This is a genomic window from Actinophytocola sediminis (genome assembly GCF_054779715.1).
Genome location: NZ_BAAGXS010000007.1, coordinates 76523 through 98312, shown reverse-complemented (window position 1 = coordinate 98312; position 21790 = coordinate 76523). Strand labels below are relative to the sequence as shown.

Sequence of the window (21790 nt, the reverse complement as noted above, 5' to 3'; positions counted from 1 at the left end):
GGCGGAGATGTTCAGCGGAACCCTCAGGCCGCTGTGGAAAGTCGGCGGTGTGGTCGGTGTGGTGTTCCTGGTCGTGGTCGCGTTGCTCTGGCTGGTCAGCCGGATCCCCGACCTGAACCCGTTCGCCGAGCGGACGGTCGACCGCAGCGCGCCGGCGATCCTGCAGTCGGTGCGGGACCTGAGCGAATACCACGCCGCGAGCGGGGACTTCCAGGTCGTGGTGGATCTGGAGAAGGACGTGCCGTGGGTGCCGGACATCATCGCCGGCGAGCGGACGCTGTTCGTCGCGGCGGGCTCGGTCAGCGCGTATGTCGACCTCGGCGGGCTCGCCGAGGACGCGCTGACCGTGGACGAGTCCGCGCGCACCGTCGAGGTCCGGCTGCCGGCGGCGGCGCTGGCGAAGACGAACCTCGACCAGGAGCGGACCTACGTGTTCGACCAGGACCGGGGCGCCTACAACCGGCTCGAGTCGCTGTTCAGCACGCCCGACCAGCGCGAGCTGTACGTGCTGGCCGAGGAGAAGATCGACGAGGCCGCCGAGCGGGCACGGCTGATCGACCGGGCCGAACGCAACACCCGCTCGATGCTGACCGGCATGTTCGACTCCTTCGGCTACAAGGCGGTGTTCCCCGCGAAGAGTGCTTGATGCTCGCTCCCGCGACTGTGTTCAATGGTCGCTCCCGCGACTCCGCTAATGCGCCGTCTTCCCTCCTCCCGTGCTCGGCGCTGGCGCGCCTGCGCGCGCTCGTCAGTCCAGACGGCGCACGCTCCGTCGCTCCCGCTCCTGTGTCCAATGGTCGCTCCCGCGACTCCGCTAACGCGGCGTCTTCCCTCCTTCCGTGCTCGGCGCTGGGGTGCCTGCGCGCGCTCGTCAGTCCAGACGGCGCACGCTCCGTCGCTTCCGCTCCTGGCTGGGGACTGACCGGGCTGCCGGGTGGGGTATGGGTGGGGCGTCCCCGTGTGGATATTGACTTTGTCACCGTCTGCCGGTAAATACAGCTATACGCAGAGAAACGGTGGCAAATCAACATGTATGCGGAAGAGCGGCAGCAGCACATCGTCGACCGGGCTCGGCGCGACGGCCGGGTGGACGTCGCGGAGCTGTCGGCCGAGCTCGCGGTGACCGGCGAGACGATCCGCCGCGACCTGTCGGTGCTGGAGCGCCACGGGCTGCTCCGCCGCGTGCACGGCGGTGCGATCCCGGTGGAGCGCCTCGGCTTCGAGCCGGCGCTCGCGGCCAGAGACACCGTACTGACCTCGGAGAAGGACCGGATCGCGAAAGCCGCCCTCGCCGAGTTGCCGGAGGAGGGCTCGATCCTGCTCGACGCCGGCTCGACCACCGCGCGAATGGCAGCGATCCTGCCGGTCGACCGGCAGCTCACCGTGCTCACCAACGCGCTGCCGGCCGCGCTCGCGCTGGCCACCAGGGCCAACATCACCGTGCTGTTCATCGGCGGCCGCGTCCGGCAACGCACGCTGGCCTGCGTCGACCCGTGGGCGATCGAGTCGCTCGCGCAGAGCTACGTCGACGTCGCCTTCATCGCCACCAACGGTCTTTCCGTGCAACGCGGGCTGACCACGCCCGACCAGGCCGAGGCGGCGGTGAAGCGGGCGATGATCGCGGCCGCGCGGCGCACCGTGCTGCTCGCCGACCACACCAAGCTCAGCACCGACCACCTCGCCCGGTTCGGCCAGCTCTCCGAGATCGACACCTTCATCACCGACACCGGGCTCGACGAACGCACCGCGGCCGAGATCGAGTCGCAGGGACCGAGGGTGGTGCGGGTGTGATCGTCACGCTGACACTGAATCCCAGCCTGGACCGCACGATCGAGATCGACCGGCTGACCAGGGGCACCATGACGCGGGCGACGGCCACCAGGCTCGACCCCGGCGGCAAGGGCGTCAACGTCTCCAGAGCCCTTGCCGCACACGGGATCTCCACCCGCGCGGTGGTGCCGTGCGGCGGTCCTGGCGGCGCGCAGCTGACCGAGCTGCTCAAGCTGGAGGGCATCGACGTCGGCGCGGTCGAGGTCGACGGGCACACCCGGTCCAACGTCAGCCTGGTCGAGCCGGACGGCACGGTCACCAAGATCAACGAGCCCGGCGGCTCGCTGCAGCCGGAGGACCTCGAGCGGCTCGAGGAGGCGGTGCTGACCGCCGCGGTCGGCGCGGACTGGGTGGTGGCCAGCGGCAGCCTGCCGCCCGGCGTGCCGGACACCTGGTACGCCAAGCTCGGCCGCCACCTCGGCGCGCTGGGCGTGCGCTTCGCCGTGGACACCTCCGGTCCGGCGCTGACCGCCGCGCTGGCGGCCAAACCCGCGCTGGTGAAGCCGAACCGGGACGAGCTGGCCGAGTCGGTCGGCTTCCGGCTGGACACGGTCGCCGACGCGATCCTGGCCGCCGAGCGGGTGCTGGCGGCGGGCGCGGGGGCGGTGTTGGCCAGTCTCGGCGCGGACGGCGCCGTGCTGGTCAGCGCGCAGGGGGTGCGCTGGGGCGAGTCGCCGGTGGACCGCGGCCGCAGCGCGGTCGGCGCGGGCGACGCCATGCTCGCCGGATACCTGGCCGCGTCGGCCACCGGTGGGGACACCCTGACCGAGGCGTTGTCCTGGGGCGCGGCGGCCGTCCGGCTGCCCGGCAGCCGCATGCCCGGACCGTCCGATGTGGACCGCGCGACTGTGCGCGTACCACCGAAACCCGATCGCACGCGGCGGCTGCGCGGGCCGCACCAGGAAAACGGGATGGAGCAGATTCGATGACGAATGTGTCCATGACGGAGATGAAGAACTTATCCGGTAACGGTTTCCGCGCGAGAGTGCAGCGCTTCGGCGGCTACCTCGCCGGCATGATCATGCCGAACATCGGCGCGTTCATCGCCTGGGGCCTGATCACCGCGATGTTCATCCCCACGGGCTGGACGCCGAACGTGACGCTCGCCGGCCTGGTCGACCCGATGATCAAGGTGTTGCTGCCGGTGCTGATCGGCTACACCGGTGGTCGGATGGTGCACGGCCAGCGGGGCGCGGTCGTCGGCGCGATCGCCACCATGGGCGTGGTGGTCGGCGCCGAGCAGCCGATGTTCCTCGGTGCCATGATCATCGGCCCGCTGGCGGCGTTGGCGATGAAGGGCTTCGACCGGTTGGTCGCCGGCAGGATCAAGGCCGGGTTCGAGATGCTGGTGGACAACTTCTCCGCCGGCATCATCGGCGGCGCCATCGCGCTGGTCGGCGTCATCGGCGTCGGCCCGATCATGGAGGCGCTCACCACGGCCGCCGGCAACGCGGTGAACTTCCTGGTGGACAACAGCCTGCTGCCGCTGGTGTCGATCATCGTCGAGCCGGCGAAGGCGCTGTTCCTGAACAACGCGATCAACCACGGGGTGTTCGGCCCGGTCGGCGCCGACCAGTCGTCGGAGTTCGGCCAGTCCATCATGTTCATGATCGAGACCAACCCCGGGCCGGGCCTCGGGGTGCTGGTCGCGATGTTCCTGTTCGGGCCGAGGAAGATCCGGCCGACCGTGCCGGGTGCGATGATCATCCAGTTCCTCGGCGGCATCCACGAGATCTACTTCCCGTACCTGCTGATGAAGCCGAAGCTGATCATCGCGGCGATCGCCGGCGGCATGGCCGGCGTCGGCACCGCCATGATCACCGACTCCGGGCTGGTGTCCACGCCGGCACCCGGCAGCCTGTTCGCCTACCTCGCGGTCACCCCCAGGGGTGGGCACTTCGGCGTGCTGGCCTCGATCGTCGTGGCCGCCGGGGTGGCGTTCGTGGTCGGCGCCGCGCTGCTGAAGTTCGGCCGGGGCGCCGATGTGGACGATCCGGCGCTGGCCGCCGCGGTCGCCGGCGGCGGCCAGGTGCCGGGCACGGACAACAGCACGGACAACGGCACGGCCAACGGTACGGGCAAGGCCGCCGATGGCGCGGTGACCACCTCGGCGCGACCGGTGGTCAACGCCGCGGAGGTCACCACCGTGCTGGTCGCCTGTGACGCCGGCATGGGCAGCAGCGTGATGCTGGCCAGCCAACTGCGGACCAGGCTGGAGAAGTACGGGGTCACGGTGTCGCACCTGCCGATCAACGAGCTGCCGGCCGACGCGCAGCTGGTGCTCACCCATGTCGACCTGGCCGAGCGGGCGCGGTCGGTCGCCCCGCGCGCGGTGATCGTGCCGTTCCAGATGTTCCTCGGGGACCCGGTGTTCGACGAGGTCGAGCAGGCGTTCAAGGAAGGTGGCGAACTTCGTGGCTGAGTCCGTGTTGTCCCTGGAGGCGATCCGGCTCGGCCGGACGGCGACCGACAAGGAGGACGCCATTCGCCAGTCCGGGGAACTGCTCGACGAGCTCGGTGCGATCGAGCCCGGCTACGCCGAGAGCATGTTCGAGCGTGAGCGCTCGGTGTCCACCTACATCGGCGAGGGCGTGGCCATTCCCCATGGGACGGACGCGAGCCGGGCGCTGGTGCGCCGAACGACCCTTGGCGTGCTGCAGTTCCCCGACGGCGTGGACTGGGGCGGCCAGCGGGTGACCATCTGCGTGGCCATCGCGGCCAAGGGCGACGAGCACGTCGCGGTGCTCTCGTCGCTGGCGCAGATCCTGATGGACCCCCAGCAGGCCGAACTGCTGCGCAGCTCGGATGATCCGGGGGAAGTGCACAACTTGCTCGCGTCGATCGGGAAGGGCATCAACGGATGAGGGTCGCGCGCTACTACGCACCTGGTGATCTGCGGCTGGAGGACGCCGACGAGCCGAGCCCATGGCCCGACGGGGTGAAGATCCGGGTCCGCAACTGTTCCACCTGCGGCACCGACGTGAAGATCTACAACCACGGCCACCACCACCTGGTGCCGCCGAGGGTGATCGGCCACGAGATCGCCGGCGAGGTGGTCGAGGTCGGCGCGGACGTGACCGGCTGGGCGCCCGGCGACCGGGTGCAGGTGATCGCGGCCGTGCCGTGCGGGACGTGTGCCGAGTGCACCAGCGGGCACCAGACCGTCTGTCCAAACCAGACCTCCGTCGGCTACCACTACGACGGCGGGTTCGCCGAGTACCTGGTGGTGCCACGGGCGGTGCTGGCCGTCGACGGGCTCAACCGCATCCCCGACGGCGTCGGCTTCGCCGAGGCGTCGGTGGCCGAGCCGCTCGCGTGTGTCCTCAATGGACAGGAGTTGGCCGGGGTCGGCGACGGCGACGACGTGGTGGTCGTCGGCGCCGGCCCGATCGGCTGCCTGCACGTGCGGCTGGCCCGCGCGCGGGGCGCCCGGCGGGTGTTCCTGGTCGACCTGAACCAGTCCAGGCTGGAGATGGCCGCGGCACTGGTCGCGCCGGACGCGGCGATCGGTGGGTCCGATGTGGACGCCGTGGCCGAGATCGGCGCGCTGACCGGCGGCCGGGGCGTGGACGTGGTGATCACCGCGGCCGCATCCGGTGCGGCACAGGAGGACGCGCTGCGGATGGCCGCGCGGTCGGGTCGGATCAGCCTGTTCGGCGGGTTGCCGAAGGACCGGCCGACGATCACCCTTGACTCGAACCTGGTGCACTACCGGGAGCTGACGATCGTCGGCGCCAACGGGTCCAGCCCCGCCCACAACAAGCGCGCGCTCGAGCTGATCGCGAGCGGGCAGGTGCCGGTGACCGACCTGATCACCCACCGGCTCCCGCTGGCCAAGCTGCACGACGCCATCGGGCTGGTGGCGAGCGGGCAGGCGATCAAGGTGACCATCGAGCCGTAAGCCTGGTCAAGGAGGACCAATGCCAAGCAGAGACGTCGTCGTCGGGTCGCGGATCGGGCTGCACGGCCGGCCGGCTGCGACGGTCGTGCGCACCGCGGCCGCCCAACCGGTGACCGTGCGGATCGGCATCGCCGGCAAGCCAGCGGTCGACGCGAGCAGCATCATCGCGGTGCTCTCACTCGGCGCGAAGGGCGGGGACACGGTCACCGTGGAGGCCGACGGCGACGGCGCGGAGGCCGCGCTGGACGCCATGGTCGCGATCCTGGCCACGGACCTGGACGCCGAGCCCGCCGATGCCTGAGCTGACCGGCCTCGGCGTGAGCCCGGGGCGCACGGCGGGCCCGGTGTACCGGATGGCGCCGCCGCCCGCGCTGCCGGCCACGATGCCCCCGGTCACCGACGCGGCGGCGGAGACCACCGCGGCCGCGGCGGCACTGGCCAGGGTGGCCGCCGTCCTCGAGGAGCGGGCGGCCAAGGTGACCGGCCAGGCCGCCGAGGTGCTGGCGACCGAGGCGATGATGGCCGTGGACACCACCCTCGGGGACGCGGTGGCCGCCGAGGTGGCCGCCGGCCGGCCGGCCGCGTGGGCGATCACCACCGCGATCGCCGCCCAGCAGGAGACCTTCGCCCAGCTCGGCGGCTACTTCGCCGAGCGGGCGGCCGACCTGGCCGACATCCGGGACCGGGCGGTCGCCCACCTGCTCGACGAGCCGATGCCCGGCCTGCCGGCGCCCGGCGAGCCGTTCGTGCTGACCGCTGAGGACCTCTCGCCGGCCGACACCGCGTTGCTCGACCAGGAGACCGTGCTGGCGATCGTCACCCGGCGCGGCGGGCCGACCAGCCACACCGCGATCCTGGCCAGGGCCATGGGGCTGCCGGCCGTGGTCGGCTGCCAGGACGTGCTGACGGTGCCCGACGGCACGACCGTGTCGGTCGACGGCACCACCGCCGCGCTCGCCCAGCTGGACCCGGCCGACGCGGCCGGCGTCCGGGCGGCCGCCGCCGAGGAGCGCGCGCGGCTGGCGAGGCTGACCGGCCCCGGCGCCACCGCCGACGGCCAGGCCGTGCCGCTGGTGCTCAACGTCGGCGGGGCCGCCGACCTCACGCCCGACGCCGAGGGCGTCGGGCTGTTCCGCACCGAGTTCCTGTTCCTCGGCCGCGCGTCGGCGCCGTCGGTGACCGAGCAGGTACAGGCCTACACCGAGCTGTTCGCCGCACTTGGCGAGCGCCGGGTGGTCGTGCGGACCCTGGACGCCGGCGCGGACAAGCCGCTGCCGTTCCTCGGGCTGGCCGACGAGGAGAACCCCGCGCTCGGGGTGCGCGGCCTGCGGGTGGCGCGGGCCAACCCCGCGGTGCTCACCGACCAGCTGACGGCCATCGCCATGGCCGCCGCCGCGACCAGCGCGCAGGTGTGGGTGATGGCCCCGATGGTGGCCACCCCGGCCGAGGCGGCCGAGTTCGCCGACGCGGTGCGGGCCGCCGGGCTGCCGGTCGCCGGCGCGATGATCGAGGTGCCGGCCGCGGCGCTGCGCGCGGAGCGGCTGCTGGCCGAGGTCGACTTCGTCAGCATCGGCACCAACGACCTCAGCCAGTACACGCTGGCCGCCGACCGGATGAACGGCGAGTTGGCCGACCTGCTCGACCCGTGGCAGCCCGCCGTCCTCGACCTGGTCGCGGCCTGTGCGGCGGCGGGCCGGGCGGCCAACAAGCCGGTCGGGGTCTGCGGCGAGTCGGCCGGGGACCCGTTGCTGGCGCTGGTGCTGGTCGGGCTGGGGATCACCAGCCTGTCGATGTCCGCGCCGAGCGTGCCGGCGGTGCGCGCCAGCCTCGCGGCCAACACCCTCGCGGAGTGCGCGGAGTTGGCCGGTCTCGCGCTGGACGCGCCGGACGCGCGCACCGCCCGCGCGGCGGTGGCCACCGCCGCGAAGCGCTGACACAGCCCTGAATGCCCCATTCGGGACGGTGAACGTCGCCAATGCCTCATTCAGGGCATCGCGGCCGGGGACGCACCGCTGCGGGGTCGTTGTTCCTGATCAGCGCCCGGTCCGCCGGTGGTCCGCCTATCATCCCGTGTGGACGGTGGGAGGGGCGCGGCATGGACGCGAAGACCGGCGGGGACCAGGCCAAGGAGTTCCGGCGCCAGGTCCGCGACCTGACCGAACGGGTGCACCGGCTGGAGGCCGGGCTGTTCCGGGCGGTGGTCGCGGTCGGGGTCGGGGCCATCGTGCTCGGCTACTTCATCCCGTTCCTGACCGCGACCGAGAAGGCGCGCGCCAACGAGGGGGAGTCGATCGCCCTGCTGCCGGCGATCTTCGGCCTCGGTCAGGCCGGCGGCGGCCCGTTCCGCGGGGAGGCGATGCTGGCCACGGTCGTGGTCAGCGTGTTCGCCATGGTGACCGTGGTCGCGCTGGTCGCGTTGCTGCGGTTGTTCGGCGGCGAGGTCGCCGGCCGCCGGGTGCGGTTCGCCCGGGTCTGCGGCATCGTCCTGCTGGTGCTGTGCGGGATCGGCTGGCTGCTGGTGTTCGCCATGGCCGGCCACTTCGACGGCCGGGTGAGCGCGTTCTCCCCGGCCACCCTCACGTTCACCATCGGCGGCCTGGCCACGCTGGCCGCCGATGTCCTCCACCCGACCGACTGGCGCGACTAGGACACGCCCTCGGCCTCGGCCTTCTTGTCCTGCTCCGGCTCGGCGGCCTTCTCCTCGCGGCGGTCGGCGAGATAGGCCCGGATCGAGTAGGCGAGCGCGGCGGCCCAGACGAGGTAGATGGCGATGTAGAACACCGTCCGGACGCCGTCGGGGGCGTCGATCCAGTCGCTGCGCAGCAGGGTCCTGGTGTTGGTCAGGATGATGATGCCGCCGACGGCCGAGCCGAGGACCCTCGGCGGGATGTGGCGGACCAGCCAGGCGGCGATCGGCGCGGCGATCACGCCGCCGATGAGCAGGGCGAGCACCCACCCGGCGTCGATGCCCTCCGAGCCGATGCCGACGAGGAACCCGAGGCTCGCGGCGACCGCGACCAGGAACTCGCTGGTGTCGATGGACCCGATCGTCTTGCGCGGCTCGAGGCGCCCGCTGGCGAGGATGGCCGGGGTGCCGACCGGGCCCCAGCCGCCGCCACCGGTGGAGTCGACGAACCCGGCGACCAGGCCGAGCGGGGCCAGGAAGCGCTTGCGCAGTGGCTTGCCGAGGTTGTGCTTGGGCAGCCCGAAGGTGGTGAAGCGGACCAGGATGTAGACGCCGAGGCTCAGCAGCAGGACCGACATCACCGGTTCCGCGGTCTCGGTGGACAGGCCGGACAGGAACGTGGCGCCGGCGAACGCCCCGACCGCGCCCGGGATGCCGATCTTGGCGACGACCTTCCAGTCGACGTTGCCGAAGCGCCAGTGGGACAGTCCGGAGACCAGGGTCGTGCCGATCTCGGCGAGGTGCACCGTGGCTGACGCGGCGGCCGGGTTGGTCCCGATCGCGAGCAGCAGCGTGGTGGACGTCACGCCATAGGCCATGCCGAGGGCGCCGTCCACCAGTTGGGCACCGAGGCCAACTAACGCCAGTAGGACGAGCTGTCGCATCGCGCCACCTTGTCGGTCGGGGGAGTGGGGTCCGCAGGTCAAGCCCCAGGTTCAGTAGATCGTGCATCTTTTTCACGCTGTGGCAAAGCCCGTCCACATTGCGGAACACGTTAGGTGAGCAGGCTTGCGTCGTCCAGGGGAGCGGAGTAGGCCCTATCGGGCATCGGGGACGATTCGGACGGATTCCGAGGTGTCAACCCGAAAAGTCAAGTAGTCAACGTGGTGGGCCGCCAATGCCCTTGCGTAAAATTGACGGCACATTTTCCCGTGCCAGCAGCGAAATCGTGTCGCTCGATCCACTGGGGGGTGGATCAACTCACCGAACTTTGTCGTGGCCGTCCGTCGCCGCCAGTCCGTTGTCGGCTCGCGCGCGGATAACCGGTCTCCGGGGTATCGCGCGGTCCCGCTCCGTCGCAGGGGGCGGAGCGGGACCGGGGGAATCGGTGGCCTAGCGCCAGAGTTTGGGATACCAGATGATCTCCCGGTTGGACAGCAGCCGAAGATCCCAGTACAGGAACGTGAACACGCCCGCGGTGATCAGCCCGGCGGCGGTGAGCGCGGCCGCGCGCCCCGGCTTGGCCGCGAGCCACCTGGCGACCCGGCCGCCGAACACCGCGGCCACGATCACCAACAACAGTGCCATCACGAGCACGTTGCCGACCGACTGCAGGACGAACGCCGCTGCCCCGTACACCGGGTCCCCGCGCTCGGCGGCGTCCCGGAACATGTGCCGGAACAAGGGAAACGGCCGCCCGATGAGGAATCCGCCGACCAGCACGCCGAGAAACACCATCCGCGCCCGCTCCCGGCCGTGGAACGGGTCCGGCACGATCCTGAGCGCGGCCAGCCCGAGATAGAGCATCGCCAGCCCGATCAGCCCGAACACGATCATCGACTGGACACTGCGCGCGGACAGTTCGCCAGGCACGTTCTGCGCGGTGGCGAACTGCGGCATCGAGGTGCCGATCAGGCCGACGAGTACGCCGTAGATCGCGGAGATCGCGACCAGCCCCGCGGTGAGCCACAGCAACGGTCCGACAGTGGCCCTGGTCCGGTCCCGCCAGGTCGGTGCGCGCCCGAGAATCGGCGCCATGGTGCCGAACACCGCGATGTTGCACGCGGTGAACGTGCCGGCAAGGCCGGTGACGAAGGCGAACGCGATGCCCGCCGCGGCCCCGGTGATCTCGGTGTTCTCCGCGTCGTGGCCGAGCAGGGTGTTCGCCACGTTGTCGCCGATCACGCCGTCGACAAAGCTCGCCGACCACACGATAGTCAGCAGAAAGCCCGCCAGCGCGGACAGTCCGACCACCAGCCAACGCCGGGCCGGCACCGATGAGTCCATAGTGGATTTGTCAGGATGTTGCTGAAGCTCGCTCGTGCTCACGGACTTCTCCCTTGGCAGCAGGAAAGGGAACGGCGAGCGTGGCTCGCCGGAAAAGCCGGAACCGCTTGCCTTGGACATTACCGGCGAAACAAGTCGGGACAGGACTCCGTTCAGCGCAACCCCACTGCCGCCTGGTGGCTCCGCCCATAGGTCTGTACCGGAGTGATCGAAACCCCATGTCGAGGCAACGTTAGAGTGCCGGCGACGTCCTACTGGACATCACACTTCCCTGATCATCGGAGGCCTGGGGTGGGAAAACGTGTCCTGGTCGGGTTGACCGTGGCCGTTCTGTGCGCGACCGCGAGTTCCTGCACGTCATCGGGGGCCGAACAACAAGCCCCCGAGTTGGCGCCGCGCGGCACCGCGCTGACCACGGTCAAACCGAGTCGCCAAGACCTCACCAACTCGATCAACCTGGACGGCCAGGTGACGATGAACCCGGTGTTCGGGCTGGTCGCCCCGGTCAACGGGCAGGTCAGGTTCCTCACCCTGGAGAAGCCGGACAACACGCCGACCGAGCCGTTCCGGGTCGGGTCGGTGTGGCGGGACGGGGAGCCGCACTGGTTCGAGGCCCCCGGCGGCTCGACCTTCGCCGGCCGGCTGGTCGAGGACCGGGCGTCGGTCACCGCCGGCATGCCGGTCGCGACGGCCGAGCTGGCCGGGTACGGCATCGTGGCCGAGATCGGCAACGAGCAGGCCTACCAGATCGCCGGCGGCCTCGCCTCGGTGCGCGCGCAGATCGAGAACGGGCCAGGACCGTTCCCCTGCAAGGCACTCGGCACGATCGCCGCGCTGCCGGAGGGCACCGTGCCGCCGCCGCCCGCCCCGCCCGCTGACGAGGAGCCGCCGCCGGAGTCCGGTGTGGTCGAGCCGCCGAAGGTCGATGAGCAGCCGGAGCAGGCGGGCGACGGCTCGGCGGCCACCGGGATGCGGCTGGTGTGCACCGCCCCGCCCAAGGTCAAGCTGATCAACGGTGCCGCGGTGACCCTCGACGTGGTCACCCAGCACGCCAAGAACGCGCTCGTGGTCCCGGTCGAGGCGGTCGCCGGCGGTCAGGGTGCCGGGCAGGTCGAGGTGATCGCCGTTGGCGGCGCCCGCAAGATCGTCCAGGTCGAGCTGGGACTCACCGACGGCAAGGTGATCGAGATCAGGTCCGGCCTCACCGGCAACGAGACGCTGTCGGTCCCCGGCCCCGACCTGCCACCGGCGCCGGCGCAGGGGGAGCAGAAGTGACCGATCCGCTCATCCAGCTCACCGGGTTGACCAAGACCCTGAAGGGCCAGGACGAGGCGCGCACGATCCTGGCCGGGGTCGACCTCACCCTCCACAGTGGAGAGAGCGTCGCCGTGCTCGGCCGGTCCGGGTCGGGCAAGAGCACGCTGCTGAGCCTGCTCGGCCTGTTCGACCGGGCCGACGGCGGGCAGTACCTGTTGGCCGGCAACGACATCACCCGGTTGTCCGAACGGAAGGCCGCGGCGCTGCGCAGTGCCGAGTTCGGGTTCGTGTTCCAGCGGTTCTTCCTGCTCAAGCAGCTGAGCGCGGTGCAGAACGTGTCCATGGCACTGGTCAACGGCCAGGGCTGGCTGCCGCGCCGCAAGCGCAGGGCCAAGGCGATGGGCGCGCTGGAGCGGATGGGCATCGCGCACCTGGCCAAACACAAGCCGCCCCGGCTCTCCGGCGGCGAGCAGCAGCGGGTGGCGATCGCCCGCGCGCTGGTGCGCGAACCCCGGGTGCTGCTGGCCGACGAGCCGACCGGCGCGCTGGACACCGAGACCGGCAACCTGGTGGTCGAGGCGTTGCGGGCCACCACCGACAACGGGTGCGCGCTGGTGCTGGTCACCCACGACCACGACCACGCGGTCAAGATGAGCCGGATCGCGCGGCTGACGGACGGAGTGCTGACCTGATGGGGCTTTCCGGACGGTTACGGTCCTCGCTCATCATCGGCGGCCAGGGGATCCGGGCACGCAAGCTGCGCACGTTGCTGTCCATGGTGAGCCTGTTCCTCGGGGTGCTCGCGGTGGTCACCGTGCAGGCCGGGTCGGTGATCGCGCAGCGCGCGCTGCTGTCGGACCTGGAGATGGAGCGCGGCAAGGACGGCACCCGGATGATGTACCTGCCGTCTGGCCCGTCGGCGCCGGAGCTGGCACTGGACGCGGTGGCCGGCCGGACCGACGCGGTGGCGATGACCCGCGCCAGGGCGATCATGGGCGAGCCGGGGGTGCGGCCGGTCAACGAGGGCGGCGGCGCGCTCGGCGAGAACGGCACCATGTACGCGGGCGGACCGCCGCCGATGAACTGCGACGCCTACGGCAACTGCGAGGAGGCCACCGGCGAGGCGGCGCCGTCGGGGCAGGCGATCGAGCTGAGCCTGGTCGGGCTGACCGGCGACGTCCGGCAGTTCCGGCCGTTCCGCCAGGAGTGGGGGACGTTCCTGGACTTCGACTCCGCGCCATCGCTCGCGCCCCGGCTGGTGATCAACAAGAAGGCGGCCGAGGCGTTCGAGATGGTCCGGGTGCCGGCCGAGCTGCGGGTGGACGGTGCGGCGGCCAACCTGTCGCCGAGGATCGTCGGCGTGATCGACGACGGCGGCTGGGGGCCGGCGGCCTACGTGCGCACCGACGAGTTGCTGAACTGGTTGGCGCCCAACAGCATGACCACCAGCCCGAACTACGGCGGCATGGTCGAGCTGATGGCCGCGCCGAGCGCGACCGACCTGGAACAGATCCTGCGCTCCCGGTTCGCGGCCAACGATCTCAACCCCGACGAGTTCCATGTGGAGACGATCAACTCGTTGAAGGAGATGGAAAGCCAGCTCGCACTGCTGCGCTGGATCTTCCTCGGCATGGCGGCGCTGGTGTTGCTGATCGGCGTGGCCGGCATCCTCAACGTCGGCCTGGCGACCGTGGGGGAGCGGGTGGAGGAGTTCGCGCTGCGCCGGGCGGTCGGCACGCCACGACTGTTGTTGGCCGGCATCGTGCTGGCCGAGACCCTGTTGACCGGGCTGCTGACCGCCGCGGCCGCGATCGGTGTCGGGGTGCTCGGGCTGGAGGCGGCCAGCATGCTGTTCGGGCCGAGCGAGCCGTTCCTCGCGGACGTGGACTTCCCGTGGCAGGCCGGGGTGGCCGGGGTGATCGCGGGTCTGGTCGCCGGAGTGCTCGGCGGGCTGATCCCGGCGATCCGCGCGGCCAGAATCCCCATCGCGACGGTCATGCGCGCGTAACGGACTCCGTTGGCCCGCACCGAGTCAGCGCAGACTCGGTGCGGGCCGGGGTCGACTGCCCTGAATGCCCCATTCGGGACGGTGAGCGTCGTCAATGCCTCATTCAGGGCATCGCAGCCTGGTCAGCACAGGGCGGATTCGACGGCGGTGCGTAGGTTGGCCACGTCGCCGTCGGCCAGGCGGCCGTTGGTCACGGCGAACGCCGAGCGGCCGTCCTCGGTGGCGGCGGTGAACGTGTCGTAGCCGGGCAGGTTGCCGCCGTGTCCCCACGCCACACCCCCGCAGGGCAGCGGGTACTTCCGGAGGCCGAGGCCGTAGTCGCCGCCCTCGGCCGGCACGGTCACGCGCATCTGCGCGAGCAGGTCGGGGCGCAGCACCTTGCCGGTCACCAGCGCGTGCACGAACCGGGTCAGGTCCGGACCGGTGGACACCATGGTCCCCGCCGAGCCGGTCATGCTCGGCTCCAGTTCGGTGATGTCGACGACCGGCTGACCGGGGAAGGCGAAGTAGCCGCGGGCGTGTGGCCCCCGGATCCGCTTCTGGCCGGGCTCGGGGTACGAGGTCTGCCACAGGCCGTACGGGTGGATGATCCGGTCGGTGATCTCGTCACCGGGATCGTTGCCGGTGACGGCCTCGACCAGCATGCCGAGCACGAGGTAGCCGGTGTTGCTGTACCCCCACCCGGTACCCGGCGCGAACTCCGGCGGGTGGCTCAACCCGAGGCGCACCAGGTCAACCGGCTCCCACGGGTGGTCGGCCGCCTCCAGATCCGCCAGCAGGTCGCCGGCGTAGTCGGCGAGTCCGCTCCGGTGCTGCAACAACTGCCGCACGGTGACCAGGTTGCCGTCATAACCGTTGCCGCGCACCAGTCCTGGCAGGTACCGCTCGACCGGCGCGTCCAACTCGACCTTGCCCTCCTCGACCAGCCGCAACACCACCACCGCGAGGAACATCTTGGTGTTGCTGGCGATCCGCACCTGGTCCCATGGCCGGATCGGGTCGTCGGCGCCGAGCCGCCCGGTGCCGCTGTGCACCGTCCAGCGCTCGCGCCCCTCCCTGGCGTAGACCATCGCCCCCGGCACGCCGTTCGCCGTGAACCCGTCCACGATCGCCTGGGTGTCGGCATGTCCGTCGCGCGGTTGCGCCACGACCGTGCCCGCGGTCAGCGTGCCAAGACCGACCGCCAGCACCAGCGAGCCGGCGACCAGCCGCCGAGTGATCCGTACTCCCATCGCACAATCCCCTCACCTGTGTGTTGCGTACAGGTGTGAGCGTCGCGGACGGGCGCCGCCGAGGACAGCCGGCTGGCACCCGAGCCCGAACTGGGGGCAGCCCTACCTGTCAGGAAGGCAGCCCGATCCGGTGCGCCAGGCCGCGCAACTGGCGTCGGGCGGTGTCGTCCTGCAACCGCAGTAGCAGGTCGGTGACCGTCTCCCGGACGAACAGCTTGTGGTGTACCAGTTGCGGGGCAAGGGTTTCCGCCTTGCGCAGCAGCCGCACCGCCTCGCCCCGGGTGCGTTTGTCCTGCGCGAGGGCCCGGCCGAGGTCGGCGTAGAACTCCGCCTGCCGGGCGGGCGAGGGCAACAGCTCGGGCCGGGTGCCGCGGGCCAGCTCGGCTACCTTGCCCGCGTAGCCGAACTCCGTGCCGAGCGCCACCTTCCAGAACCGGACGTTGGTCCGGCCGAACCACAGGTAGCCGAACGTGCCCACCTCCGCCTCCTGTTGGGTCGCCAGCGTTTCCGCCGCGCCGAAGTGGGTCCACGCGTCGTCCTCATTGCCCATCGCGGCATACGCCAACGACGTCAACAGGTGGAGCTGGCCGACCGCCTGGATCAGCTCGGGGGTCTGGTCGGCACCCTCGACCGCGGCCAGCGCACGCTGGGTGAGGGCCACCTGCCGTTCGCGCCCGACACCCCCGATCGCCTGCACCCGCACCCAGGCCGCGTGCGCGATCCACTCCGGCCGACCGAGTCGTTCGGCCACGGTGACCTGACGATCCGCCGCGAGCTGCGCGACGCCGCGAACACCGGTCTCCTTGGCCATCATCGCGGCCGCGTGGTAGCAGGCGGCCAGGCCCTTGAGCGCGTTCGTGCGGTTGCGGTCGTCGGTGGCGTGCACCGCGTGCAGCTCCCTGATCAGGCCCGGCAGCAGGAATCCCTGCGCCGCGTAGTCCGCGTGCGGCCGCAGCTCGGTGTTCAGCCGGCGCAGCTCGGCCGCGAGCGCCGGCCACGGGCGCGGGGTCACCTCCACCGGATCGTCCAGCCGCAGGTCCACGACCGCGGCCTCCACCAGCCCGGCCGCCGCGCGGGTCTCGGCGGCGGCGTCGTCGCGGGGCGGCCACGGCATCGAGGCCAGCTCCGACGGCGCGATGCTCAGTGCCGCGGCCAACGCCTCCAACGTGCTGCGCCGCTCGATCGGCCGCACGCCGCGTTCGATCATCGACAGGTACGGTCCGCTGAACCCGGCCAGCTCCGCGACGGCGCGCAGGCTCAGCCCCCGCGCGCGGCGAATCTCGCGCAACCGCCTACCGATGGTGTTCTCCTGCGTCACGGCTCGCTGCCCTCCCACACCCGACTACGCGACATGGTAGTCGTTCGGGCACCCTGCGTGACGGGCGCTACCGGCCGTCCTCGGTGAGCGCGTTGCCGCTCCAGATGGCGTGCGTGCAGGCGATGCCCCGGCCACCCTTGGGCCGCAGCACGTCGTAGATGTGCATCCTCGGGATCTTCTCCGACAGCCCCCACCCGCTTGGCCAGGTGATGATCCAGTCCATGTCCAGGTCGACCAGCAGGCCGAGCATGCGCGCGATCGTCGGCTCGTCGAGCCGTTCGAAGGCCTCGTCGAGCAGCACCAGCCGCACCGGCGGGCGTTGCGCCCCGGCGCTCACCGCGTCGTAGAACGCCGAGGCCGCCGCGAACAGCGTCACGTAGGAGATCAGCCGGGTCTCGCCGGAGGACAGCTGGCGCATCCGGCGGGTGCGCGGCGCGCCGTCCGGGCCGTCGTCGCGGACGCGGACGGTGAACCGGTACCAGGAGCGGTAGTCCAACGCGCGGCCGAGCACCTCGGCGTAGTCACCGGAGTGTCCGTCGCGCTCGGCGGTGATCCGGTCGGTCAGCGCCGTGCGCAGCCGCTCGTCCTCGCCGGGGCCGCGCTTGGCGAACGGGGTGCGGATCAGCGACAGCGCCGCGCGCATGTCCTCGTCCAGGTCGGGGGCGGGCTGCCACTCCAGCTGGACGTGCACGCCCTGGCTGGAGCGCGCCACGTCGAGGGTGTCGTTCATCCGGCGGCACAGGTCGTCGGCCACCGCGAGCTGGGTGGCCAGCTTGTCGGCCAGGTCGCGGAGCATGAACGCGTCGAAGATGGACTGGTACTCCTCCGACAGCAGGTTCCGTTGGCTGGCAAGGCGTTGGGCCACGTCGTTGGCGGCGTCGGCCACCGGCTGCTGGCCGTGCGCGCCGGTCACGGTCACCGTCAGGATGTCGGCGCCGCGCTGCGCCACGATGTCGTGGCTGCCGGCCAGCGCGGCCTGCAGCGCCTGCAGGTTGCCCAGCACGGTGTCCTCGCCGACCGTCTCCCTCGGGGTGGTGGTCAGCGCGGCGAACGCCTCGGTGAGGTCCTCTGGTGGCCGGGCGGGTTCGGCGACCGCGGCCGCCCAGACGCCGTCGGCCGCCAGCGCGTCGCGGAACCGTTGCCGGGCACCGAACTCCCGGTCGGCGAGCTCGCTGATCCGCGCCTCGCGGGTGTCGATCTGGGTCTGGGTCTTGCCGGCCCGCACCCGGGCGTCGGTGGCCTGCTGGCGGGCGCCGGGCAGCCGCTCGCGCACGCCGGCGCGTTCCTGCTCGGCCGCCGACAGCTCGCGCTGCAACTGTTCGGCCGCGCCGCCGATCGCGCGCACCCGGTCCTCGTAGCCGGCCGCCTCGTTGGCGTGGTCCAGGCAGGCCCGCTCGGCGCCGGCGGACACCTCGGCCAGCTCCTCGGCCGCCCGCCCGTGGTTGGCCACCGCCCTGGCCAGCGTGTCGACCGCGCCCGCGCAGCGGCGGGTCAGCGCGGTCACCAGCGCGTCGGCGGCGCCTCGGGCGTCCAGTGCGGCGGTTCTGGCCTGCTGCAACGACTCCGGCGACGAGTCGAGGCCGGCGGTGCGGGCGTCGCCGATCAGCTGGTCGGCCCGGGAGCGGTGCCGGTCGGCGGCCGCGTCGTGGGTGTCCCTGGTGGCATAGGCGCGGCTGGCGGCGTCGTCGGCGGTCCGCACGGCGCTGAGCAGGGTGACGTGCGCGGTCAGCAGGCCACGGTCGTCCGGGTGGGAGTCGATGTGCCGCTCCCAGGCCGCGGCCCGCTCCCGCGCGGTGGCCAGCGCGGCCTCGGCCTGGTCCCGTTCGCCGGCGAGCCGGTCGACGGTCTCGACCAGCTCGCCGATCCGCCGGTGGCGCGCGGACTCCCTGGCGCCCGCGCCGACGAACTCCGCCGCCGGCTTGGCCGCCGCGCCGGCGAGCACCCCGGCCCGCCAGCGGCCGTCGGTGGCCACGGTGAGCCCGGTTCCGTTGTCTCCCAAGGAGATCCGCGCCAGCAGCCGGCCGACCACTTCCGGCGAGACCGGCGAGTCCGGCGGCACCGCGGGCACCAGCACCCTGGCCAGCGCCGGCCCGTCGGGCACCGGCCCGTCGGCGACCGCGGTCAGGTCGAGGCGGCCGGGGTCGGTGAGCGTGCCGGCCGAGGTGACCCACGCGGTCAGCAGCCCGGAGGACTCCAACGCCGCCTCACAGCCTGCCCGCGCCTCATCGTCCACATCGGACGCGAAGTCGACCAGCCGGTAGAACGCCGCGCCGGTCGCCGGGTCCCGTTGCGCGGTGGCGAACTCCGGTCGGGTCGGCTGAGTGTCCACACCGGAGCGCAGCGCGGTCAGCTCGCCGGTGGCGGCCGCCAGCTGGCGGTCGAGGTCGTCGACGAGGTCCCTGGTACGGCCGGTTTCCGCGTGCATCGCCGGCAGCTGGCCGCGCAGCCAGGTGTGCGACCGCTCGCTGGCCTGCCGGGACGCCTCCTGGTCGGCGACCAGCTCGGCCACCGGCGGCGGCGCGAGCTCGGTCGCCGAGCCGGGGATCTCGCCCGCCCAGTGGGTGACCGCGTCGAACCAGGTGTGCGCGACGTCGTCGAGCTGCTGGGCGGCCTCGTTACGCCGCCCGGCGGCCTCGGTCGCGGCGAGCTGCGCGGCCCGCGCCTCCTGTTGGTGGCGGCCGATGTCGGTGCGCTCGGTCTCCAGTTCGCGGGCGCGTTCCAGCAGCGAGAGCGTGACCGCGCACCGCTCGGCGAGCGCGCTCGCGGCCCTGGTGGCCTGCTCGGCGGCGTCGGCGAGTCCGGCGCGCAGCGTGTCCGGGTCGAGCGCGGGCGGCACCCGGCGGGTGAGCTCGACCGGCGCGGCGTCCGGGTCGAGCGTGCCCCGGCCGGTCTCGTGGACCTCGCCCGCCTCACCGAACGGGGCCATCGGCACGGTGGGCGCCAGCCGGGGGTCGAGCCCGGCCGCGCGCATCCGCTCGGTGATGGTGACCGCCAGGTCGACGGCCTGCGCGGTGTCGTCGGTGAACCGGGTCAGCTCGGCGACCACCGAGTCGACCAGCTGCTCGGTGTGCTCGCGCTGGGTGCGCAGCTGGCGCAGCGCGCTGACCGCGGCCTGTCTGGCGGCCGACACCACCCGCTTGCGGTCGGCCAGATCGCGCACACTGTCGTAGAGCGGGCTGGACTTCAGGTCGTCGATCCGGCTCTCCAGCGTGGTTTCCCGCTCCGCCAGCTGGGCGACCTCGGTCTCCGCCTTCTCCGCCGCCGCCTCGTCGTCGCGCAGCCGGTCGACCAGCTTGGCGATCTCCGCGCGCGCCGCGTCCAGCTCCCTGGTCGCCTCGGTGGCGCGCCTGCCGGTGGTGCGCAGCGAGCCGTAGGCGTAGCCGGCATAGCCGGTGAGGAACCGTTGCAGTGCCGCGTCGGCCGCGGCGAGCCCGCGGATGTTGTCCCGAATGGACTCCAGGTCCTCGAACGAGCGGGCCAGTTGCCCGACCACCGCCGGGTCCAGCGGGGGCAGCGAGTCGGACAGGATCTGCTCCAGCTGTCCCTCAAGGACTTTCAGCCCGACGTCGGGGTTGCGCAGTGTCCGTTGTAGATGGAGCAGGTCGGCGTAGCGGGTGGCCGGGATGCCGTACACCAGCTCGGAGATCCTGGCCCGGAAGGGTTCCTCGTCGTGCAGGCAGTCCGCGCCGATGAGGTCGCGCAGCGCGGTCGCGGCCAGTGGGGCGTCGTCGACCACCAGCTCGAGGTCGTGCCCGACCCGCCGGTCGGTGACGAACCGCCAGGAGTCGTTGATCTGCTGGGAGGTGGCCGACGCCTTGACCCCGATGCCGGAGGTCAGGTACTCGGGCACGCCGTCGACCTCGCGGCGTAGCTCGATCCAGGCGTAGCCGATGCGGTTGGGCCCGCCGGTGTAGTCGTCGAGCATCAGCCTGCGCATGCTGACCGTGTCGTAGCCCTTGGAGCCGATGTGGTGCAGGTCGCCGTCAAGACACAGCGGTGCCAACAGCTCCAGCGTGCGCGACTTGCCGGAACCGTTGGTGCCCTGGAAGATCGCGCGCCCACCGGACAGGTCGAACACCTCGACCGAGTACTGCCAGATGTTGACGATCCCGCCCCGGTGCAACTGCCACCTGGTGGAGGTGTTCACGGTGCCCCCTCGTCGAACAATGACCACCCCGGCAACGGTTCCTGCTCCGGTGGCTCAGTCTGCTCGCCGCCCTGGCGTGGGGTGGCGTCGGCGGCCGGTTGCCAGCGGTGTGCGGCCGGGCTGAGCAGCCAGCCGTCCTCGTCGCGTCTGGCCAGGCCGAGTGCGGCCAACAGGTGCAGCACGTCGTCGACCAGCCTCGGCACGCTGGTCTGCTTGGACCACGCCGCCGGGTAGGCCTCGAACAGGTCGGCGCACACCAGCGCGACCCGCTCCACCGTCACCGGCACCCAGCCCCGCTCGTCCGGCTTGCCCGCCAGCAGTTCCGGCAGCGCGAGCAACGCGATCCTGGCGACCGTCGACTGGCCGGGGAAGCCGAGGTCGGTCAGGTAGTCCTGCGGGTCGGTGACCGCGACGCCCTCCGACCGGGTCTCGGTGACCAGCCCGAAGCAGCGCTCCAGCAGCCGCGCCTCGGCCCGCGCGCGGCGGCGCAGCCAGGTCGCCTCCTCCTCGGTGAGGTCGGCGTAGTGCGTGACCGGGTTCTCCACCAGCCGGCGGCGCACGACGTGCTCGACGCCGCGCGGGCCGGGCCGGGCGGCGAGGCGGACCAGTTCGGTCGCGGTCCGCGCGGTGCCGATCGGGCCGGCGACCAGCTGGCCGAGCAGCGTGGTGTCCACGGTCAGCAGGGCCTCGGCGGTGGTCTCGGCGGCGACCGTGCCCTCGGTCTCGGTGAGCACGCCGAGCGCGACCAGGTGGCGCAGCGCGGAGGCGATGGCGCGCAGGTCACCGAGGTCGTCGGTGACCTCGACGCCGGCCTGGGTGCCGGCCGTGCGGATGTCGGCGACCAGGCGGGACAGCAGCGTCTGCTGGCCGACGGTGGTCAGCGCGGCCAGGCTGAGCGCGAGGTAGGCGTAGCCGCGCGGGGTCAGCGTCGGCTCGCCCCGGGTGGGATCCGGCCCCGGCCCGGCCTTGTACAGCCGGGCGAAGCGCCGCTCGACCACCAGCCGGTACCCGAGCGTCCCGGCGAACAGGTCGGTCAACGCCGCCCGATGCCGATAGACCAGCGGCAGCACCTCGGCCTCCGGCCCACCCGCCCGCAACAACGGCCGCCGCAACAACACCCGAGCACACCGCACCACATCAGCCTGATCAACCTCCCCCAGCCGCTCTAGTCCGCCTCCCCGGAAT

At 72.1% G+C, this 21790-nt stretch carries 18 protein-coding genes; 12 read left to right on the top strand and 6 right to left on the bottom strand.

All coding sequences use genetic code 11. The annotated features are described in order from the left end of the window. Positions 1-7 precede the first annotated feature (7 nt). From ACYVIP_RS04380 to ACYVIP_RS04340, 9 genes are all read left to right on the top strand, one after another. Entirely contained in the window at positions 8-646 is a 639-nt protein-coding gene (locus ACYVIP_RS04380) for a DUF4230 domain-containing protein (RefSeq protein WP_460392228.1), read from the top strand. Between the two features lie 383 nt (positions 647-1029). Continuing rightward, entirely contained in the window at positions 1030-1791 is a 762-nt protein-coding gene (locus tag ACYVIP_RS04375) for a DeoR/GlpR family DNA-binding transcription regulator (protein WP_460392226.1), read from the top strand. Further along, positions 1788-2759, top strand: a complete 972-nt coding sequence (gene pfkB / locus ACYVIP_RS04370; RefSeq protein ID WP_460392224.1) for a 1-phosphofructokinase — start codon at positions 1788-1790, stop codon at positions 2757-2759. The genes ACYVIP_RS04375 and pfkB overlap by 4 nt, the downstream gene beginning before the upstream one ends. Next, positions 2756-4252 carry a PTS mannitol transporter subunit IICB gene (locus ACYVIP_RS04365; protein WP_460392222.1) on the top strand — a complete coding sequence of 499 codons (1497 nt, stop codon included), beginning with the start codon at positions 2756-2758 and terminating at the stop codon, positions 4250-4252. Before pfkB ends, ACYVIP_RS04365 begins: the two co-directional genes overlap by 4 nt. Beyond that, positions 4245-4694: a PTS sugar transporter subunit IIA gene (locus ACYVIP_RS04360; RefSeq protein WP_460392220.1), complete on the top strand. Its 450-nt coding sequence runs from the start codon at positions 4245-4247 to the stop codon at positions 4692-4694. Before ACYVIP_RS04365 ends, ACYVIP_RS04360 begins: the two co-directional genes overlap by 8 nt. Further along, complete coding sequence (locus ACYVIP_RS04355; protein ID WP_460392218.1) at positions 4691-5731, top strand: zinc-dependent dehydrogenase; 1041 nt, start codon at positions 4691-4693, stop codon at positions 5729-5731. Before ACYVIP_RS04360 ends, ACYVIP_RS04355 begins: the two co-directional genes overlap by 4 nt. 19 nt (positions 5732-5750) lie before the next feature. Further along, entirely contained in the window at positions 5751-6032 is a 282-nt protein-coding gene (locus ACYVIP_RS04350) for an HPr family phosphocarrier protein (protein WP_460392216.1), read from the top strand. After that, positions 6025-7665, top strand: coding sequence for a phosphoenolpyruvate--protein phosphotransferase (gene ptsP / locus ACYVIP_RS04345; protein ID WP_460392214.1), 1641 nt, complete (start codon positions 6025-6027; stop codon positions 7663-7665). Before ACYVIP_RS04350 ends, ptsP begins: the two co-directional genes overlap by 8 nt. Before the next feature lie 161 nt (positions 7666-7826). Beyond that, entirely contained in the window at positions 7827-8378 is a 552-nt protein-coding gene (locus ACYVIP_RS04340; protein WP_460392212.1) for a hypothetical protein, read from the top strand. Here the strand turns inward: ACYVIP_RS04340 and ACYVIP_RS04335 are convergent. Together ACYVIP_RS04335 and ACYVIP_RS04330 are read right to left on the bottom strand one after the other, a co-directional pair. Next, positions 8375-9301, bottom strand: a complete 927-nt coding sequence (locus ACYVIP_RS04335; RefSeq protein WP_460392210.1) for a sulfite exporter TauE/SafE family protein — start codon at positions 9299-9301, stop codon at positions 8375-8377. The genes ACYVIP_RS04340 and ACYVIP_RS04335 overlap by 4 nt on opposite strands. Positions 9302-9749: 448 nt before the next feature. After that, positions 9750-10631 carry a hypothetical protein gene (locus tag ACYVIP_RS04330; RefSeq protein WP_460392208.1) on the bottom strand — a complete coding sequence of 294 codons (882 nt, stop codon included), beginning with the start codon at positions 10629-10631 and terminating at the stop codon, positions 9750-9752. 303 nt (positions 10632-10934) lie between these two features. Here ACYVIP_RS04330 and ACYVIP_RS04325 point away from each other — a divergent pair, with 303 nt between their 5' ends. From ACYVIP_RS04325 to ACYVIP_RS04315, 3 genes are read left to right on the top strand one after another with little or no spacing between them, the layout of a single operon-like run. Then, positions 10935-11918 carry an efflux RND transporter periplasmic adaptor subunit gene (locus ACYVIP_RS04325; RefSeq protein WP_460392206.1) on the top strand — a complete coding sequence of 328 codons (984 nt, stop codon included), beginning with the start codon at positions 10935-10937 and terminating at the stop codon, positions 11916-11918. Next, on the top strand, positions 11915-12592 hold the full coding sequence (locus ACYVIP_RS04320; protein ID WP_460392204.1) for an ABC transporter ATP-binding protein: 678 nt from the start codon (positions 11915-11917) through the stop codon (positions 12590-12592). The genes ACYVIP_RS04325 and ACYVIP_RS04320 overlap by 4 nt, the downstream gene beginning before the upstream one ends. Next, the gene (locus ACYVIP_RS04315) at positions 12592-13908 is read left to right on the top strand and encodes an ABC transporter permease (RefSeq protein ID WP_460392202.1); all 1317 of its coding nucleotides are present in this window, start codon (positions 12592-12594) and stop codon (positions 13906-13908) included. The genes ACYVIP_RS04320 and ACYVIP_RS04315 overlap by 1 nt, the downstream gene beginning before the upstream one ends. Before the next feature lie 122 nt (positions 13909-14030). Here ACYVIP_RS04315 and ACYVIP_RS04310 read toward each other — a convergent pair whose 3' ends face one another. From ACYVIP_RS04310 to ACYVIP_RS04295, 4 genes are all read right to left on the bottom strand, one after another. Then, a complete protein-coding gene (locus tag ACYVIP_RS04310; RefSeq protein WP_460392200.1) occupies positions 14031-15140 on the bottom strand; it encodes a serine hydrolase domain-containing protein in 1110 nt (369 codons plus the stop codon). 109 nt (positions 15141-15249) lie between these two features. Next, positions 15250-16458, bottom strand: coding sequence for a helix-turn-helix domain-containing protein (locus tag ACYVIP_RS04305; RefSeq protein WP_460392198.1), 1209 nt, complete (start codon positions 16456-16458; stop codon positions 15250-15252). Between the two features lie 67 nt (positions 16459-16525). Continuing rightward, positions 16526-20605: a TIGR02680 family protein gene (locus ACYVIP_RS04300; protein ID WP_460392196.1), complete on the bottom strand. Its 4080-nt coding sequence runs from the start codon at positions 20603-20605 to the stop codon at positions 16526-16528. Next, entirely contained in the window at positions 20602-21723 is a 1122-nt protein-coding gene (locus ACYVIP_RS04295) for a TIGR02678 family protein (RefSeq protein ID WP_460392194.1), read from the bottom strand. Before ACYVIP_RS04295 ends, ACYVIP_RS04300 begins: the two co-directional genes overlap by 4 nt. Positions 21724-21790 lie beyond the last annotated feature (67 nt).